This window comes from Collinsella ihumii, from assembly GCF_900046475.1.
GTDB classification, from domain to species: domain Bacteria; phylum Actinomycetota; class Coriobacteriia; order Coriobacteriales; family Coriobacteriaceae; genus Collinsella; species Collinsella ihumii.
Genome location: NZ_FCOU01000010.1, coordinates 161286 through 179222 on the forward strand (window position 1 = coordinate 161286; position 17937 = coordinate 179222).

General features: G+C 64.7%; 12 protein-coding genes. 4 read left to right on the plus strand and 8 right to left on the minus strand.

The window, feature by feature from the left end; genetic code table 11:
* Positions 1-498: 498 nt before the first annotated feature.
* Both xerD and BN3789_RS08730 read right to left on the minus strand, forming a co-directional pair.
* Entirely contained in the window at positions 499-1392 is an 894-nt protein-coding gene (gene xerD / locus BN3789_RS08725) for a site-specific tyrosine recombinase XerD (RefSeq protein WP_229254290.1), read from the minus strand.
* 342 nt (positions 1393-1734) lie between these two features.
* Positions 1735-3396 (minus strand): CTP synthase, encoded by a 1662-nt coding sequence (locus tag BN3789_RS08730; RefSeq protein ID WP_066833026.1) that lies wholly within the window; start codon positions 3394-3396, stop codon positions 1735-1737.
* Positions 3397-3993: 597 nt separating this feature from the next.
* On the opposite strand from BN3789_RS08730, the gene BN3789_RS12915 reads away from it, so the two are divergent.
* Both BN3789_RS12915 and BN3789_RS08740 read left to right on the plus strand, forming a co-directional pair.
* Entirely contained in the window at positions 3994-4332 is a 339-nt protein-coding gene (locus BN3789_RS12915; protein ID WP_161938998.1) for a nucleotidyltransferase family protein, read from the plus strand.
* Positions 4313-4678 (plus strand): HepT-like ribonuclease domain-containing protein, encoded by a 366-nt coding sequence (locus BN3789_RS08740; protein WP_066833029.1) that lies wholly within the window; start codon positions 4313-4315, stop codon positions 4676-4678. Before BN3789_RS12915 ends, BN3789_RS08740 begins: the two co-directional genes overlap by 20 nt.
* A 390-nt stretch (positions 4679-5068) precedes the next feature.
* On the opposite strand, the gene BN3789_RS12435 is transcribed toward BN3789_RS08740, so the two are convergent.
* Positions 5069-5899: a DUF4143 domain-containing protein gene (locus BN3789_RS12435; protein ID WP_324608434.1), complete on the minus strand. Its 831-nt coding sequence runs from the start codon at positions 5897-5899 to the stop codon at positions 5069-5071.
* Positions 5827-7047 (minus strand): LuxR C-terminal-related transcriptional regulator, encoded by a 1221-nt coding sequence (locus tag BN3789_RS13285; RefSeq protein WP_066833035.1) that lies wholly within the window; start codon positions 7045-7047, stop codon positions 5827-5829. The genes BN3789_RS12435 and BN3789_RS13285 overlap by 73 nt, the downstream gene beginning before the upstream one ends.
* 427 nt (positions 7048-7474) lie before the next feature.
* Here BN3789_RS13285 and BN3789_RS08755 point away from each other — a divergent pair, with 427 nt between their 5' ends.
* Positions 7475-7777 carry a hypothetical protein gene (locus BN3789_RS08755; protein WP_066833038.1) on the plus strand — a complete coding sequence of 101 codons (303 nt, stop codon included), beginning with the start codon at positions 7475-7477 and terminating at the stop codon, positions 7775-7777.
* Positions 7778-8015: 238 nt separating this feature from the next.
* Here BN3789_RS08755 and BN3789_RS12920 read toward each other — a convergent pair whose 3' ends face one another.
* The 4 genes from BN3789_RS12920 to BN3789_RS08780 form a co-directional block, all read right to left on the minus strand.
* Entirely contained in the window at positions 8016-10496 is a 2481-nt protein-coding gene (locus BN3789_RS12920; RefSeq protein ID WP_066833051.1) for an S-layer homology domain-containing protein, read from the minus strand.
* A 294-nt stretch (positions 10497-10790) separates the two neighbouring features.
* Complete coding sequence (locus BN3789_RS08770; RefSeq protein ID WP_066833054.1) at positions 10791-12272, minus strand: DUF1846 domain-containing protein; 1482 nt, start codon at positions 12270-12272, stop codon at positions 10791-10793.
* Positions 12273-12579: 307 nt separating this feature from the next.
* Entirely contained in the window at positions 12580-13575 is a 996-nt protein-coding gene (gene argF / locus BN3789_RS08775) for an ornithine carbamoyltransferase (protein WP_066833057.1), read from the minus strand.
* A 121-nt stretch (positions 13576-13696) separates the two neighbouring features.
* A complete protein-coding gene (locus BN3789_RS08780) occupies positions 13697-14947 on the minus strand; it encodes an arginine deiminase (RefSeq protein ID WP_066833060.1) in 1251 nt (416 codons plus the stop codon).
* Between the two features lie 773 nt (positions 14948-15720).
* On the opposite strand from BN3789_RS08780, the gene ppk1 reads away from it, so the two are divergent.
* Positions 15721-17937: polyphosphate kinase 1 (ppk1, locus tag BN3789_RS08785; protein ID WP_066833064.1), on the plus strand; the 2217-nt coding region annotated here is incomplete at its 3' end.

The following is a 17937-nucleotide window of genomic DNA, read 5'->3' on the forward strand; positions in this document are numbered from 1 at the left end:
CCACCACCCCTCGCCAGAGAGACGGCAAAGCATAACGTTCAAGCTGAGGTTGAACCGATTTATCCGGCGGGGCGAAGTTGTGACGAAATCGAGAATCCGCAGGTCAGCGCGGTGGGAGAAAAAGTAGGCCTCTGACCAGCTGTTTTGCTGCTGCGGTCCGCGCTTTTGCAGCGATGTGCGCGCCCGCGGGACACCGGTGGGAGGAAGTGGGGGCGCCGTGGGGGCGCCGACGCTGCGGTCGATGCGCGCCCCAGGACGGTCCCTCGGGTGCGTCCCCGCGCGCCGGGTCGGCCCCGTCGACCCGTTCAGTATCGAGCAACGACGACAGCCGACCCGTTCATTCATGAATGAAGAGGGGTGTCAGAAAATCGAATCCTGGGCAAACGCCGAAACGGGCCCCGTTCATTCATGAATGAACGGGTTTTGGCCCAAGGCGAGCCGGTCGATTCGGTTTCTGCGGATATGCCGGATGCGCCCGCCCCCATGACGGACGCGCCCTCATGCGCGCGGATGGGCCGCCAGGTAGACCTCGCGCAGCTGGGTGCGGTCGACATGGGTGTAGACCTGCGTCGTCGAAATGCTCGCATGGCCCAAGATCTCCTGGAGCACGCGCAGGTCGGCTCCCCCGGCGAGCATATGGGTGGCGAACGAGTGCCGCAATATGTGGGGATGGAGGCCCTCGATCCCCACCGTCCTTCCCGCGCGCTCCACGATCGTGTGCACCGACTGGCGCGAGATGCGGCCGCCGCGCGCGTTGAGGAACACCGCCGCCGAGACGCCGCTGCGCGCATGGGCGGCAAGCGAGCGGCGCGCGTCGGCGAGATAGGAGCGCAGGGCGCTTTCGGCCGTGCCGGAGATCGGCACGAGCCGCTCCTTGGAGCCCTTGCCCCTCACGCGCAGAAACTCGTCATCGAGATACAGGTCGCCCACGTCCAGCCCCGTGAGCTCGCTGACGCGCACCCCGCATCCGTAGAGCACCTCGAGGATCGCGTGGTCACGCACGCCGGCATCGGTCTGGGGAAACGGCTGGTCGAGCAGGGCCGTCGCCTGCTCGATGGTCAGATACTCCGGTAGGCGGTCGTCTTTGCGCGCATAGCGCACGCCGGCGGTGGGATGCGTCTCGCTCATGCCCTCGCGCATCAGGAACCGATGCATCCCCTTGACCGCCGACAGCGTGCGGTTGATCGACGACGAGGCGTAGCCCGCCTCGCGCCGCGCCGCGATGAAGTCCTCGATGTCGCGGCGCGCGACGGCATCGGCCTCGTCGATGCCGCGCTCGGACAGATAGGACACGTACGCGTTGAGGTCGCGGCGATAGGCGTCGAGCGTGTTGCGGGAGAGCCCGCGCTCGACGGCGAGATGCCCGAGGTATTCGTCCTGTCTCTTATACACATCTAGATGTGTATAAGCGACCGTCCTTATACTGGCACGCGTTGATCTTCTTCTTATCCGGCTCGACATCGGTCTCATAGTCAGCTCCCCTGGATCCCTTCATGGCCAGCTCGCACGCATGGGGCGCGTCGGGCCAACGGCCTGCGCGAGGCGCATGAGCACTGCCGCGAGCTCGCGGCGGACGGGTGAAGCAATGCGGCGATGGTCGTTTAGGACCGTTCTGTATGACTGGTCATCTCACGCACCCAGCTTACGAGCTCCTCGTAGCAGAGAATTCCGGCAGCCCGCTGCCTCCTCTACACATGCGGCGCATGCGTCCGTCCGTCCATAGCGCCCGTCGCCCTACTGCTCGACCGGGTTGATGGGGTTCACCTCGGCGCGGGCGACCCCCTCATGCTGCGCGACCGATGCGCGCACGAACTCGCGGAACAGCGGCTGCGGCTTGGTGGGACGGCTCTTGAACTCGGGGTGCGCCTGCGTCGCCACGAACCACGGGTGGACATCGCGCGGCAGCTCGATCATCTCGACCAGGCTCTCGTCGGGGCTCACCCCGGAGATGACCAGGCCGGCGTGCTCAAGCTGGTCGCGGTAGGCGTTGTTGAACTCGTAGCGATGGCGATGGCGCTCGTAGACGAGCTCCTCGCCGTACGCCTCGCGCGCGAGCGAATCGGCGGCGAGCTTGCACGGATAGGCGCCCAGGCGCATCGTGCCGCCCTTCTCGGTCACGTCCTCCTGGGAATCCATGAGGTCGATGACCGAGTGCGGACCATCCGGATCGAACTCCGACGAGCTGGCCTCCGCCAGGTCGGCGACGTTGCGGGCGAACTCGCAGACCGCCACCTGCATGCCGAGGCACAGGCCCAGATACGGAATCTTGTGCTCGCGGGCGTAGCGCGCGGCGCAGATCTTGCCGTCGAACGCGCGCTTGCCGAAACCGCCGGGGACGAGGATGCCCGACGCGTCGCCGAGCATCTCGTCGACGTTGGCCTCATCGAGGCTCTCGCCGTCGACGAGCTGGACGTCCACATGGCGGTCGAAGAAGATGCCCGCGTGGTGCAGGGCCTCGATGACCGACAGGTAGGCGTCGGGCAGCTGCGTGTACTTGCCCACCACGGCGATCTTCACCTTATCGGCGTGCTGGTTGGCATGGTCCTGCTTGGACAGGAAGCCGTACCAGTCCTCCATGTGGCGCTCACGCGGGTCGAGCCCCAGGCGCTCGCAGACGCGTAGGTCGAAGTCCTGGTCCGCCAACAGGCGCGGCACGTCGTAGATCGAGGCGCAGTCCTCGTTGGTGAACACGCAGTCGTCATCGACGTCGCAGAAGCTCGCGATCTTGGTGCGGATGGCGTTGTCGATCTCGTGGTCGCTGCGCAAAACGATGATGTCGGGCTGGATGCCGAAGCTGCGGAGCTCCTTGACGGAGTGCTGCGTGGGCTTGGTCTTGACCTCGTGGGCGGCGGCGATGTAGGGAACGAGGCTCACGTGGATGTAGCAGACGTTCTCGGGCCCGACGTCTTTGCGGTACTGACGGATGGCCTCGACGAACGGCTGGCTCTCGATATCGCCGATCGTGCCTCCGAGCTCGGTGATGACCACGTCGGCACCCGTCTGCTCCTCGATGCGGCGGAACTTGTCCTTGATGGCGTTCGTGACGTGCGGGATCACCTGCACGGTGCCGCCCAAGAAGTCGCCGCGGCGCTCGCGATGGATCAGGCTCTGGTAGATGGCGCCCGTGGTGAAGTTGGAGTTGCGCGTGAGGTTCTCGTCGATGAAGCGCTCGTAGTGGCCGAGGTCGAGATCCGACTCGTAGCCGTCTTCGGTCACGAAGACCTCGCCGTGCTGGAACGGGCTCATCGTACCCGGGTCGACGTTTAGATACGGGTCGGCCTTCTGCATGGTCACCTTGTAGCCGCGGCTCTTGAGCAGACGGCCGAGCGAGGCTGCCGTGATGCCCTTGCCCAACGAAGATACGACGCCACCGGTCACGAAAACATGTTTAGTCATTATGTTGTACCTGAGCTTTCCCGTCGAAGTTCCAATATCTTCCACGGGTCTCCATTGTACGTCAGGAGACTGTGTCTTTCAGCGCGTCTTATTCTCGTAACATTTGGGGTCGCGGCAGCGCGGGCGGGCTGCTCGCCCGGTCCGGGAGCTTTCTGGTCAAAACATGCGCTCCCATTGCAAACACGTGCACGTGATCGGCTTTGTGGTCAATTAGGTCGTTCCCATTGCAAACCGAGGTGCCGAATCCGGTTCGTTCGAGCGTTCTGGGCCCTCGAGACAGGCGTTTCCCGGCTCATCGCTCCCCCACGGCCCGGAAAACCCGCCCGCACGGCCGCCTTCCCGGCCTCCGAGGCGGCTGCGGCCCGGATCAGGCGCGTCCGTTTGCAATGGGAGCGACCTAATTGACCACGATCCGCGTCAGGCGCGAGCGTTTGCAATGGGAGTGCATGTTTTGACCACCCGACGGCGGATGAAGGCAGCCGGCGCACTCGACAGGCGGCAGCACCACCGGCATCACCCCCCTGCACGCTTGCGATATGATACCGGTAGGCAGCAAACCGCACGCCATCCACCGTCGCATATGGAGGTATGTCCGCCATGGAGTCCGCCCAGGAACGAAGCGCCCGCATCGCGGAAATCGCCCGCATCGCGACGGCAGCGTGCTCCGCGCACCCCATCGTGAAGAAGCTCTATCTTTTCGGGTCGCGGGCACGCGGAGATTTCCGCCCGGACAGCGACTATGACTTCTATGCCGTCCTCGACTACTCCATCAAGCCCCTAACCGCCGCATACCTTGCGGCGATCGAGGCCTTGGAAGCCGCCTTCGAGTCGCACGTCGACTTCGTGAGCGGAGAGGTATGGCCAGCGCGTGACCAAACGCTCAAAGAGGAAATTGAGAGGGACAAGGAGTTAGTCTATGACCGCGATGCCCAATGACGAGCTGTCACTTAAGGAAATCAAGCGGTTGATTGCCGATGCCTACCGGAGGATTGAGGTCTTCGAGATGACAGAGGAGTCAGTGGTGCGACCCTCCTCCTTTAAAGAAGAAGCCCTCGTGGACGTCATCTTCATGAACGTGTACCGCGTGCTCGAAGAGGCGAACTCCCTTTCCTTCGATCTGAAAATGCGCCACCGAGACATCCCGTGGGACCAGGTCCGCGGGATGCGCAACAGGCTCGCCCACGATTACTCGCACGTCAATCGCGAAGTCGTATGGGGCACGATACGGGATAATTTTCCCCAGCTCGAGTTGCTGGTTGAACAGGAGCTCAGTCGCAGCTGACGTCCGATTGCCGTAGCCGAACTCCCGAAGGCTGCGATAGCGCTGCACAGGACATCAAACTCGTATACATACCTTGGCGCTGGAAAGAGGGCCGCCTGATCGGGCGGCCCTCTGAGGAAGGATTCACTTGTCCAGCGAGACGCACGCCTACGAGGCGGCCTGCGCGAGGCGCATGAGCACTGCCGCGAGCTCGCGGCGGACGGGTGAAGCAATGCGGCGATGGTCGTTTAGGACCGTTCTGTATGACTGGTCATCTCACGCACCCAGCTTACGAGCTCCTCGTAGCAGAGAATTCCGGCAGCAAGGGCGAGCATCACCCGCAAAACTCTCCATGGGGCAGCCTAAAAATCACGCCCTCAAGCCGCAGGTATGTGATGAGGCGGCGAGCACTCATTTTGCCAACTCTTCGAAGACGTCGACATACTCGTCCATGAAGTCTACGGCGACATCGACGTGACCAGAAGCCAACGACATGGACGCGTACAGGGGCAGCCGAACCAGGTCGTCACCATCGATGACCAAGGGCCTGGGGTGCAGCACGTACCTCGTCCCCACGCGCCCTCCGAACTTGTCCCTGAACTTGTCGAGCGACCGGGTGCTGTAACGCTTGGTCGATTTGACCTCCACCGGCGAGACGCGCAGCCTTCCCGCAGCGTCGTCGTAGCCTGCCGTAATCAAAAAGTCGATCTCCATGGTGCTCGACCGATCGCCGTCGTCGCGCTTGGAATAGAAGTACAGGCCGCGCCCGTCGCAGGTGAGCTGCTGAGCGACGACGTTTTCCGTGAGCATGCCCTCGTTGATCTGAAGCTTTCCGAGCAGGATGTCGCGATACACCTCGTGCGGGGTCTCGGCGCTGTCTGCAAAGACCTGCGACACAGGGAGCCCAGTGTCCCCCATATAGCATTTGAACGAGGACTCGTCGGCGGTCGAGGCAAGCCCGACCGACGGGTCCGTCACGTTGTAGCAGGTTTGGGGAGGGTCGCGTCCCGGGGAAGCGCCGACAAATTGCTTTCGCGGCGGTCGGCCCCATGGCGAATCAGATGCGGGCGAAGGCGAGGAAGGCGCAGTTGGGCTGCACCGACGCAGCCTGAGCGCGCAGGCGCCCGCCACGGGGCCGACCGGCGCGGAATGAATTGGTCGGCGCTTCCCTAAGAAAGCAGAAAGCGCCCCAGCTCCTTGCGGCTGTTCACGCCGAGCTTCTTCAGGGACTTGGAGATGCACTCCTTCACGCGATTCACCGAGATGCCCATGTGCGCCGCGATCTCGGCGTTGCTCCACCCGCGCGAGGCGAGCATGCAGGCGGCGAACTCGGTGGTGGTGAGGTTGTCGGCAACGTCGTCGCCGGTAACGGGGTTGTGCACGCGCCGCCAGCCGGCCGAGAACCGGTAGGTGATGTCGATGATGCGGCGGAAGTCGTCGGGCCAGCCCGGCTTGATGACCGCCTCGAGCATGCCGCCGAGAAGCCCGTGGTGCTCACCCAGCGGCTCGATCAGGCCGTCGGGGCGGGCGAGCCCCCACGCCGCCAGCAGGTGCTCGCGGGCCTCGTCCGCGCGGCGCTGCGCCATGAGGTCCATGACGGCCACAAGATGCAGGTAGATGGCGGGGATGGGATAGACGTCGTCCTGCATGGCGAAGGCGCCCAGCACCATGCCCAGGCTCGTCTGGTACTCACCCTCCAGATAGAGGCGGTGCGCCTGCACGTAGCAGGCGAAGAGCCGAAGGCCCGGCGGCAGGAGGGGTAGCGCCTCGCCCGCGGGCGGCAGGCCCTCGGGCTCGGGGATGTGCAGAAGCACGCTCGCCGTGCGCGCCACGAAGGACGCGGCGGCGGTCATCTCAAGAGAGGTCCCCCCCCCGATGGGTTTCTCGATGCCGGCGCGGGCGCGCGCGAGGGTAGCGCGGGCGTAGTTGATGCGGTCGAGGGCGAGGCTCGCGTACGCGCAGATGAGGCAGGCCGAAAGGCGCGCTCCCGCGTCCTCGCTCGTAAGGAGCGAGCGTGCGAGGGCGGCCGCCTGCGCGGCGTCGCCGGTGAAGTAGGCGAGCTCCGCCAGCGCCACGTCGCGGCGCGGACCCTCGGGAAGCGACTCGGCGTACTCGCGGGCATGGCCGGGGGCAAAGGGCGCGTTCATGAGGGGCATGAGGGTGTCGCACGACCCCTGCCGGCGCCGGGGCATCAGGGGCCCCTCATCTTCAAGAGCCGCTTCTTTGCGGGAACGCCGCAGGTCAGCAGGCCTGACGGCACCCGCGGGCACAAGCCAGGTGCGACCCGAGCGCTCAGCGCCGGGAATGCGCCCGCGCGAGCACATGAGCTGCACGGCGCGCGGCGTCACGCGCCAGCGACGCGCCGCCTCCGAGGCCGAGATGAACTCCATATGGCACCCCCATTCCTACACAGCGATAGCTTACCGGAGCTTCGAAGGCCCGATTCTTCGTTCGAGCGAAGGTTTGAGCGAGGTTTCCGGAAAGTTTTTTGGGGCGGCGTGAGCCTGTGAAGGCGTTGACCGGTTGCCTTTGCGCCGGACGCTCCTTGATCGACACCGCACGCTCGGGCCGCACCGGCGTACCACAGCGTTTTCCAGACCGGACAAGCTGAGCGATATGACACAAAATGGGCAGTTTGGCACGCTAAAGAGGGTCAATAAAGGCTCTTAGCGTGCCAAACTGCCCATTTTGTGTCATCGGCCTCTCCCCCGCCCCTCCCGGATGCTGAATTTGAATTTGAAATACATGGTGCTGGCCGGCCTATCTCCCAACTATGGGTATGAAATGGGATAACTGTCCCATGATGGAGAACTCTCTATGACCATACTTCCGATGAAAGAACTGAAGGACACCGCCGGCATCACCCGGCGGTGCGAGGAAGAAAACGAGCCCATCCACATCACCAAGAACGGCTATGACTGCTTGGTGGTGATGATTTCCAAGACGTTCGAGAAGTACGACCGCGCCCTGAAGCAGGCGGCGCAGCGCGAACTAGACAGGCAGCGTTACTTCGATGAGCTCGTTTCTGATATAGAGGCCGGTTTTGAAGACATCGCTGCGGGACGAACCGCCGACGCATTCGAATCCCTTGCGGCGCTGAGGGAAAAACATGGCCTATAGCATCCATCACACCGCGCGGTTCAACGAGCAGATCGAGGGCACGGTCGAATACCTGTTGCATGCCCTCTGCAGCCCTCAGGCGGCAAAATCGCTTCTCGACGAATACGAACGAGCACTCCAGCTTATTCGGAATACGCACGCGGCCTCCCGTCCTGCTTTGACGGGAGGCCGCCTAACTCATAGGGCGCCGTCGTCTCGCGGGGCGACGGCGCCCCTGTGCCGACAGGGGCGCTCGTGATTATCCCTCAACCAGCGCGCCGGCATCGACGGCGTTCAGCATCATGGCCGCCATCTCGGCACGCGTGATGTCGCGTACGGCATCGAGCGTGCGCGTGCCGTCCTCGCCCTCGACGCCGTTGATCACGCCGGCCTCGACCGCCCAGGCGACGGCCGGGCGCGCCCAATCGGACACGCCGTCGCCGTCCACATAGCCATCGAGCACCGAGGTGTCCTGTTCGGAGAGGTCAGCGCCGGCCGCGTTGGCGATGATGCAGGCGAACTGCTCGCGCGTGAGCGGATCGCCCACGCCGAACTTGTCGGAGCCGTCGTACCCGTTGATGAGCTCGCTCGCAACGACCCAGTTGACCGCGTTGGAGTACCACTCGTCCTGGGCGACATCGGAGCGGTCGGCAGCCGGCGCGTCCGTGGCGCCCTCGCCCAGCGCGTTCCACATGACCATGGCGGCCTGCTCGCGCGTGAGCTTGTGCTCGGGACCGAACGTGCCGTCGCCGTAGCCGCCCATGAAGCCGAGCTCGCTCGCGCGGATGACTTCGTCGTGGTACCAAGCGTCTGCCGGCACGTCGGTATACGGTTCATCGACCGGCACGGCGTACGCCTTGATGGAGGGGTTGTCGAAATCGATGACGCCGCCCAGCGCTTCCGACGCCTCCTCGGCCGCGTCGGACCAGTCCACCCAATCACCCTCGGCCATCATGAAGCTCTCGCCGTCGTTCACGACGCCCTTAAAATATCCCGGCACCTGCAGCTGGACGGCATCGTGGGTCGCCGTGGCGAGCCACTCCTCCTTCGTGGCGAGATAGGCGTCGACCTCCTCGTCGGTAGCGTCAGGATGCTCCGCACGGTACTCCGTCGTCAGCTGGTTGACGAGCTGGCTCCTCAAGGCATGCGTGGACTCCTCCTGCTGCTCCAGCTGGCTGATGGCCAGGTCCCGGTAGGCGTCGTTGAATGCGGCCTGCGCGAGGATGTAATAGCCGTCGGGGCCCTGCATGGTCACGACCACCGAGAAGCGCTCGCCCTCGTCGAAGTGCAGCTTGGCTCGGTCGGCCTCGGGAATCGTGGCCAGATGGTATCCACCGAACTCGTAGGTCTCCTCGAGCGTCAGCGCCAGCTCGCCATCGGTGGGATCGGCGGCATCGTCGGCAAGGCGGTACACCTCGTAGGTCACCTTGGTCTGCGGCGTGGAGGTCTCGCACGAAAGGCTCGTCAGGTCCTGCGGCTCGGCAGCGGTGAACACGTTGGCCACGCTCGCCTTGCCGTCATAGGGCACGGCGTTCGCCTGCTCCGTCGGCAAGTAATCGTACTGGTTGACGATGTACTGACCGTTTTGGTCCGTCTCGCGCCCGGTCAAATCGAAGTCGAAGGCCTCGACCGTCACGATGGACTGGTCGTAATACGATAGGTAGAAATAGCCGTTGTCACCCCATGCGAACTTGTTGGGGAACTCCCCGTCCGCAGAGCCCCAGCTGTTCTTGACGATCCATGCGCCATCTGCAGGGGGCTGGTGCCCCGCGTTGAAGTTCTCCTTGGAATAGGAGTCATCCCAGCCCACGATGGTCACCATGTGGTTGAGCGAAGCCGGCTCATAGGTGTAATGCGCCCAGGTATCGGTGTTGATGTAGGTGTTCTCCGATACCTGGCCGGGCATGGACTGATCGCCATGGAAGCTGATGGCCAGGGCGCGCCCCGCGAGGATCTGCTCCTTCATCGCAGTCGTGGCCAGCTCGTTGTACGTATACGTATAGGAGGTGCCGTCGCTGCTCAGCGTCGCGGGCGAGGGCAGGATGAACGACTCCTCGAGCGCGGCGACGGATGTGCCCCTCAGGCTCTCGGCAAGCGACCAGGTGCCCTGATCGGACCAGAATACGCCGCTCGGGTCCACAATCCCCTCGTCGTTTTGGTACGGCGCGTCCGATTCGAGCACCGGACCGATGCCGCTCGAGAACAGAGACGTCGCATACGTCGAGTATCCGCTCCTGTTGTATGTGGCGTTTTCCAGCGGGTACCCCAGGAGGTCCTCCGCCAGGGTGGGGTCATAGAGCGCATCCGTCTCGGTCAGCGCGTTGTAGCCGCCCTCGCCGCCCTGGTTGTCGTAGTTGCCGTCGCCCACGGGAATATGGTTGGAGGTGAAGTAGGCCAGATGGCGCTCGGAGAGGTCAAACCCGGTATCGGCGTACGTCTGGCCGGCCTCGGACAGGATGCTCGTCTCGGATGCCGCGATCGCCCCGAAGCCCCAGCACGTCCCCCAGGGATTCTGGAACTTGACGGGCGTCACCACGCCGAGGTCTCGCAGGTCGTACTTTGAGGGCAGAGCGTCTTTGGCCGTCTGCAGGCGGATGGTATCGGCGTTCGCGCTGAAGCTGTAGGCCTCGTTCGTCCTTGCCGCAAGCTCGCGGTCCACGTCGAGCCCCAGCGCGGGCTGGGCCGTCACGCCGAGCGCCGCCGTGGCGACGCCCAGCGCAAGCGCACCGCGCAGGATCACAGAACGGGTATGTTCCTTCCAATAACTGACCGGATGCATCATGCTGGCCTTCCTTCCTCTCAACCAAGCAGCAGCCCAGATGGAAACACGGTCTTCCCATCTTAGCAAACGGTTGTCATCGGAATGAAAAGCGAGCCTGTCGGTCGCATATCCGCTCCGAACGGCGCGTCGGACACGGCGATGCGGCAGCGCGACCAAGGATGGGTTGAAACGAACCCGTCCCCAAACAACCCAAAAAAACGCTCCGGCACGCAAGCGCGCCGGAGCGTCATGTCATCATAGAACAGAGCGCCCTTAGCGGTGATACATCCCGGCGCGCTCGTATTTGGGCTCGCAGCACACGTTGATGCCGAGCTTGCGGTAGAGCTCCTCGTCGGTGGCGGAGATGATCACCGAGAAGAACGCGTCGCAGCCGCGCAGCTTCTTCAGCCCCTCGAGCACGCGCGCGGCAACCTCGCTCGTAGCCGAGGTGATGGACAGCGCGATGAGCGTCTCGTCGGAATGCAGGCGCGGGTTCACGCTGCCCAGACGGCGGGTCTTGAGGCGCTGGATGGGCTCGATGGCGTCATCGGAGATGACCTCGAGCTCCATGTCCACGCCCGTCACGGCCTTGAGGGCGTTCATGAGCAGCGAGCTGGCCGCGCCCAGGCGCGCGGAGGTCTTGCCCGTCACGACGGAGCCGTCGGGCATCACCATGGCGCCCGCAGGGGAGCCGGTGGTCTGCTCCTTCAGCAGCGCGGCGGAGCGGGCGGGCGAGAAGTCCTTGTCCACCCCCGCCTTCTTCATGATGCTCTTCAGGCGCGCGACCTGCTCGGTGCCGGCGCCGGTGCGCTTGACCTGCTCGACGGCCGTGAAATAGCGGCGCACGATCTCCATCTTGGCCGCCTCGCGGCACGCCTCGTCGTCCACGATGGCATAGCCCGCCATGTTGACACCCATGTCCGTGGGGCTCTGGTAGGGGCTCTCCCCCATGATCTTCTCCATGAGGGACTTGACCACGGGGAACGCCTCGACGTCGCGGTTGTAGTTGACCGTCGTCTTGCCGTAGGCCTCGAGGTGGAACGGGTCGATGATGTTGGAGTCGTCCAGGTCGACCGTCGCCGCCTCGTAGGCGATGTTGACGGGGTGGGACAGCGGGAGGTTCCAGATGGGGAACGTCTCGAACTTGGCGTAGCCGGCGTTCACGCCGCGCTTGTGCTCGTGATAGAGCTGCGACAGGCAGGTGGCGAGCTTGCCCGAGCCGGGGCCGGGGGCCGTCACGACCACGAGCGGGCGCGAGGTCTCGATGTAGTCGTTCTTGCCGTACCCCTCGTCGGACACGACCAGGTCGATGTCGTGGGGATAGCCCTCGATGGGATAATGCAGGTAGCAGGTGATGCCCAGGTCCTCGAGGCGGCGGCGGAACAGGTCGGCCGTGGGCTGGCCCGCGTACTGCGTGAGCACGACGGAGCTCACCAGGAACCCGTAGCCGCGGAAGATATCGGTCAGGCGCAGGACGTCCTCGTCGTAGGTGATGCCCAGGTCGCTGCGCGCGCGGTTCTTCTCGATGTCGTTCGCGTTGATGGCGATGACGATCTCCACGTCGTCCGACAGGCTCTTGAGCATGCGGAACTTGCTGTCGGGCTCGAAGCCGGGAAGCACGCGGCTCGCGTGGTAGTCGTCGAAGAGCTTGCCGCCGAATTCCAGATACAACTTGCCGCCAAACTGAGCGATGCGCTCCTTGATGTGTTCCGCTTGCAGGCTGATGTACTTCTCGTTATCGAATCCCTGGCGCATTGGGCGGGGCTCCTCTCAGACGTCTGCTAGTGTGGCTCGGCCCGACGCCCGCTGGCGACAAGCCTGCCTAAGTATAGTCGAGACGCATGCCGCCGCCCGCCCGGCAGCGGAATCGGGCCGACAAAACACACGCCGTGCGCCGCGCGTGCGCCGCGCCGCACGCGTTTTGGCGGCGACGCCGTGAGTCGGGTGCGGCCGGTGGCCCCCTCAAGGGCGCCAAACGCATGGGCCCTCCGGATGGATCCGAAGGGCCCATGGGCAGTACCGGTCGGTTGTTTTCACGGCGCCCGTCGCGGGCGCGCGGGCGCTATTTCAACGTCGCGTACATGACCGCCTTGATGGTGTGCATGCGGTTCTCGGCCTCATCGAACACCTTGGACTGACGGGACTCGAACACCTCGTCGGTGACCTCCATCTCGGTGACGCCGAACTTGCTCGCGATATCGGCGCCGATGGTGGTGTTGGTGTCGTGGAAGCTCGGCAGGCAGTGCAAGAAGATCGCCGAGGGGTCCGCCAGCGCCATGAGCTGAGAGGTCACGCGATACGGCTCGAGCTGCTTGATGCGCTCGGCCCAGACCTCGTCGGGCTCGCCCATGGAGACCCACACGTCGGTGTAGATGACGTGCGCCCCGCGGCAGGCCGCCTCGGGGTCCTGCGTCAAGGTGATGGTGCACCCGTTCTCCGCGGCGATCGGCGTGCAGGCGTCGATCACGTCGGAGGCGGGCATGCACTCGACCGGGCCGCATGCGACGAAGTTCATGCCGAGCTTGGCGCAGACGACCATGAGGGAGCGGGCCACGTTGTTCTTCGCGTCGCCCATGAACACCAGGGTCTTGCCCTTGATGTCGTAGTTGAAGTTCTCCTGAACGGTCAGGATGTCGGCGAGCATCTGGGTGGGATGCCACTGGTCGGTCAGGCCGTTCCACACCGGCACGCCGGACTTGGCGGCCAGCTCCTCGACGTCGGCCTGGTCGTAGCCGCGGAACTCGATGCCGTCGTACATGCGGCCGAGCACGCGCGCGGTGTCCTCGATGGACTCCTTCTTGCCCATCTGGGAACCGCTCGGGTCGAGATAGGTCACGCCCATGCCCAGATCCATCGCGCCCACCTCGAACGAGCAGCGGGTGCGCGTCGAGGTCTTCTGGAACAGCAGGACGATGTTTTTGCCCTCGAGATAGCGGTGCGGGGTGCCGGTGCGCTTGAGGTCCTTGAAGTTGCGCGCGAGCGCGAGCAGGTACTCGATCTCCTCGGTGGTGAAGTCGAGCAGCTTCAGAAAGCTGCGTCCGGAGAGGTTCACGCCCATGAAGGCTCCTTTCGGTCATGTTCCTGTGGCCGGTCTCCCCGGCGCAATCATCCATGTAGTATGAGGTCCGCCTGTTTCGAAACGATAAACCGCGAGGCGGGCGAACCGAGAGCGCGGCGTCTCAGCCCGTCGGGAGGTCGTCGCGCCAGAAGGGCATGCTCATGCACCTCGGGCCTCCGCGGCCGCGCGACAGCTCGGCGGACGGGATCACCAGCAGGTCCATGCCCTCTTTGTACAGCACGTCGTTCGTCACGGTGTTGCGCGCGTAGACGCAGATCTTGCCCGGGGCCACCGCCAGCGTGTTGGAGGCGTCGCTCCACTGCTCGCGCGCCGCGGCGATGGGGTCCCCGCCGCCGCACGGGATGAGCTTCACCTGGTCGATGCCCAAAGCGCCCGCCAGGATGTGCTCGAGCGTGTCGTTGATCTCGCGGATGGAGACCTCCCCCGAGCGTACGGACGGCGTCAGCTCGAACACGCGCAGGGTCTCCATGATGGCCGGGTAGATCGTGAACTTGTCGACGTCGATCTGGGTGAAGACCGTGTCGAGATGCATGAAGGCGCGCGAGTTGGGGATCTCGAACGCCAGGATGCGGTCGACCTTGGAGTCGGAGTCCCAGAACATGTTCTGCGCCATGACGTCGATCGCGGCCGCCTGCGTGCGCTGCGAGATGCCCACGGCGATGGTGTGCTCGTTGATGTTCAGCACGTCGCCGCCCTCGGCATGGAACGAGGCGTCGCGACGGAAGTACAGCGTCGTGTCCTTGTAGTCGGGATGGTACTTGAAGAGGTACTTGCCGTAGATGGTCTCGCGATTGCGCGTGGCGGAGTACATGCGGTTGAGGTTCACGCCGGTTCCGATGACGGCGAACGGGTCGCGCGTGAAGTACAGGTTGGGCATCGGGTCGATGGCGAGGTTGGTCTCGCTCTCGACGCGCGACACCGCGTCGAGCGGCAGCGAGCGCACGAGCGGCAGGTCGATCTCGTCTTTGGTGAGGCCCGCCATGGTCTTCTTCACGAACTCGCGGTTGTCGGCGATGGCTCCCAGGCGCTCGCGGATGGCGGCGGGCAGGATCTTGCCCTTGATGCCGGCCTCGGCGAGGTACTGGTCCAGGAACTCCTCGCGGGCGGAGGGCATGGCGTCGAATGCCTCGGCGACGAGGTCCTCGAGGTAGACGACCTCGACCCCCTGGTCGCGCAGGGTCTGGGCGAACGCATCGTGCTCGGCCTGCGCGTCCTCCAGAAACGGGACGTCCTCGAACAGGAGCCTGTCGAGCTCGCTCGGCGGAAGATTGAGCAGCTCGTCGCCCGGCCTGTGCAAGCAGACACGCCGAAGCTGCCCGATCTCGTTCGGGACATGCAGACCTTTCGCCATCGACCTACCCTTTCCGTGCGGGCCGCCGCGCAGCCCAGCCGCGCCCGCGTGCGCAGGCGCCGGTTCTCCACTCACAATCTTTTCGATTATCTCACGTCTTTCCGAACGCGCCCAAACCTTGGATAAAACCCATATTACGCAAGCTGGGCTGGGCTGAACGGCGCGCGGGCCCCGGAACCTGGGGTGGTCCTGGGGACTCGGCGCCGCACGGTGGGGAAACCGCACCGCAAAACCCCAGGATAGAGGGGGTTGCTATATCTTGAAAACGAATATGGTATCAAATCGGCAAGTACGGGTTGGAAGCGGCCATATCTGACAAGCCTGTGACCTGCGGTTTCTTTGTCCACGCTGGTCCGGAAACCTTGGGAGGAACCCCGGATCCGCTCTAATGAGGCCCTTATTGCCCGCGAATTGATACCAAATTCAAAATGAAGCGCCTGCGCACGTTGGTAAAAGGTTTTATCAACGTGCGGTTTCCCACCCGGACGGATACAGCGCGCGCCGCGCACGTTCCGGACCGAGCCTGAGAGGCCGCTTTCCGGCCGCCTTTGCGGCGAACACCCTGCAGCGGGCGCAAGACGGACCGATCGGCGCCTCCCTGAACCGGTCCCCGACCGTTCGTGTAAGCATCCCGATAAGCTTTGCCCGCGAGGCGCCCGCACGGGGCGCAAGGCCCTATGATGGAGTTGAACTATGCACATCGCGCAGGCGCCCTCGGCGGGGCGCGGGCGCGGTTGGTACCGTATACGCCCTCGAGTAGAGACGGATCCGCCATGGCAGTCAAAGACAAAGACCGCAAGAAAGACGACAAGAAGAAAGGCCCCGCGCCGCTTGAGGGCATCCCCCAGGCGGAGCGTTACGATTTCTCCTACACCCAGAACCGCGAGCTCTCCTGGCTGCGCTTCGATGACCGTGTGCTCGCCGAGGCATACGACGAGTCGGTGCCGCTGTTCGAGCGCCTCAAGTTCGTGTCCATCTTCGAGAGCAACCTCGACGAGTTCTTCATGATCCGCATCGGCGGCCTGTCCGACCTGGCGACGCTCAAGCACCAGCCGCGCGATAACAAGAGCAACCTCACGCCGTCCGAGCAGATCGACAAGGTGTTCGAGGCCCTGCCGCCGCTGTACGCCCGCCAGGCGCGCGCCTTCCACGAGCTCGAGGAGGAGCTCGCCGACCGCGGCATGGTGCGCCTGGAGCCCAGCACCCTGATCGGCGACGAGCGCACGTTCGTCGAGGGGTACTTCAAATCCTTCATCTCCCCCATCATCTCCCCGCTCGTCATCGACCCGCGCCACCCGTTCCCCAACCTGCGCAACGGCGGCCTGTACCTGGTCTGCAGCCTCGCGGCGTCGGCCGACGAGTCCGGCCTGCTCGGCCTCATCGAGGTTCCCGCCTCGCTGCCGCGCGTCATCGAGATCCCCAGCACCACGGGCGAGTACCGCTACATCCTGCTCGAGGACGTCATCATGTCCTGCATCGACGGGTGCTTCGGCTCCTACGAGCCGCAGGACCGCGCCGTGATCCGCGTCATCCGCAACGCCGACATCGACCCGGACGGCGAGGGCGTCGAGGAGGAAGAGGACTACCGCCAGCACATGAAGCGCATCCTGAAGAAGCGTCTGCGCCTGCAGCCGGTCTACCTCTTCATCCGCGGCAAGCTCGAGCGCGAGACCGTCAAGCCGATCCGCCAGGCGCTCGAGCTCTCCGGGCGCGCGACGGCGGTCGTGGACATCCCGCTCGATCTGGGCTACGTGTACTCGCTGGAGTCCCATATCCCTGAGACGTCGCGCCACGAGCTGCTCTTCGACCCCTTCACGCCGCAGAACAACCCCGGGTTCGACTCCGGCCGCAGCATGCGCGAGCAGGTCATCGAGGGCGACAAGCTGCTGTTCTACCCGTACGAGTCCATGAACCCGTTTTTGGACCTCGTGCACGAGGCGGCCTACGACGACGACTGCTTCTCCATCCGCATCACGCTCTACCGCGTGGCCAAGCAGTCGCGCCTGTGCGAGTCGCTGATCGCCGCCGCCGAGAACGGCAAGGAAGTCACCGTCCTGATGGAGCTGCGCGCCCGCTTCGACGAGGAGAACAACATCGAGTGGGCCGAGCGCCTCGAGGAGGCCGGCTGCACCGTCATCTACGGCTCCGAGGGCTTCAAGTGCCACTCCAAGATCTGCCAGATCACCTACCGCGAGGGCATGGCGGTCACCCGCATCACGCTGCTGGGAACCGGCAACTTCAACGAGAAGACCGCGAAGCTCTATTCGGACTTCATGCTCATGACCGCGCACCCCGGCATCGGCGAGGACGCGAACTCCTTCTTCCAGAACCTGTCGCTGGGCAACCTGCGCGGAAGCTACCGCTATCTGGGCGTGGCACCCGCGGGCCTGAAGCCGCTCATCATGACCGGCCTGAACCGCGAGATCGACCGTGCGCAGGCGGGGCTTCCGGCACGCGTGTTCTTCAAGCTCAACTCGCTGACCGATCGCGAGGTCATCGATAAGATCTCCGAGGCGAGCCGCGCCGGCGTGCAGGTCGAGATGATCATCCGCGGCATCTCCTGCCTGCTGCCGGGAGTCCCCGGCAAGACCGAGAACGTGCACATCCGCTCCATCGTGGGCCGTTACCTCGAGCATGCGCGCGTCTACGCGTTCGGCGAGGACGCCGACACGGTCTACCTGTCGAGCGCCGACATGATGACCCGCAACACCGAGCACCGCGTGGAGATCGCGTTCCCCGTGCTCGACGCCGGCGTGCGCGCGCAGGTCATCCAATACATGGACATCCAGCTGAAGGACAACGTGAAGGCGCGCGAGCTCACGCCCAAGGGCCTGTGGGCCCCCATCGTGCGCGCCGTGGGCGACGAGCCCTTCATCGCGCAGGAGCACCTGATGACGCTCGCGATCGATCGCTCCAACTCCGCCGAGAAGGCCGCGTCCAAGCGCGCCGCCGCGCGCCCGACGGTCCCCATGGGGACGCCGCCGGCGGCC

What these genes read in the sequence shown, in the direction of transcription:
- BN3789_RS13285 (WP_066833035.1), bottom strand. Translation starts at nt 7,047, where the DNA reads ATGGAGTTCATCTCGGCCTCGGAGGCGGCGCGTCGCTGGCGCGTGACG.
- BN3789_RS08770 (WP_066833054.1), bottom strand. Translation starts at nt 12,272, where the DNA reads ATGCGCCAGGGATTCGATAACGAGAAGTACATCAGCCTGCAAGCGGAA.
- argF (WP_066833057.1), bottom strand. Translation starts at nt 13,575, where the DNA reads ATGGGCGTGAACCTCTCCGGACGCAGCTTTCTGAAGCTGCTCGACTTC.
- BN3789_RS12915 (WP_161938998.1), top strand. Translation starts at nt 3,994, where the DNA reads ATGGAGTCCGCCCAGGAACGAAGCGCCCGCATCGCGGAAATCGCCCGC.
- BN3789_RS08730 (WP_066833026.1), bottom strand. Translation starts at nt 3,396, where the DNA reads ATGACTAAACATGTTTTCGTGACCGGTGGCGTCGTATCTTCGTTGGGC.
- BN3789_RS08755 (WP_066833038.1), top strand. Translation starts at nt 7,475, where the DNA reads ATGACCATACTTCCGATGAAAGAACTGAAGGACACCGCCGGCATCACC.
- BN3789_RS08780 (WP_066833060.1), bottom strand. Translation starts at nt 14,947, where the DNA reads ATGGCGAAAGGTCTGCATGTCCCGAACGAGATCGGGCAGCTTCGGCGT.
- BN3789_RS08740 (WP_066833029.1), top strand. Translation starts at nt 4,313, where the DNA reads ATGACCGCGATGCCCAATGACGAGCTGTCACTTAAGGAAATCAAGCGG.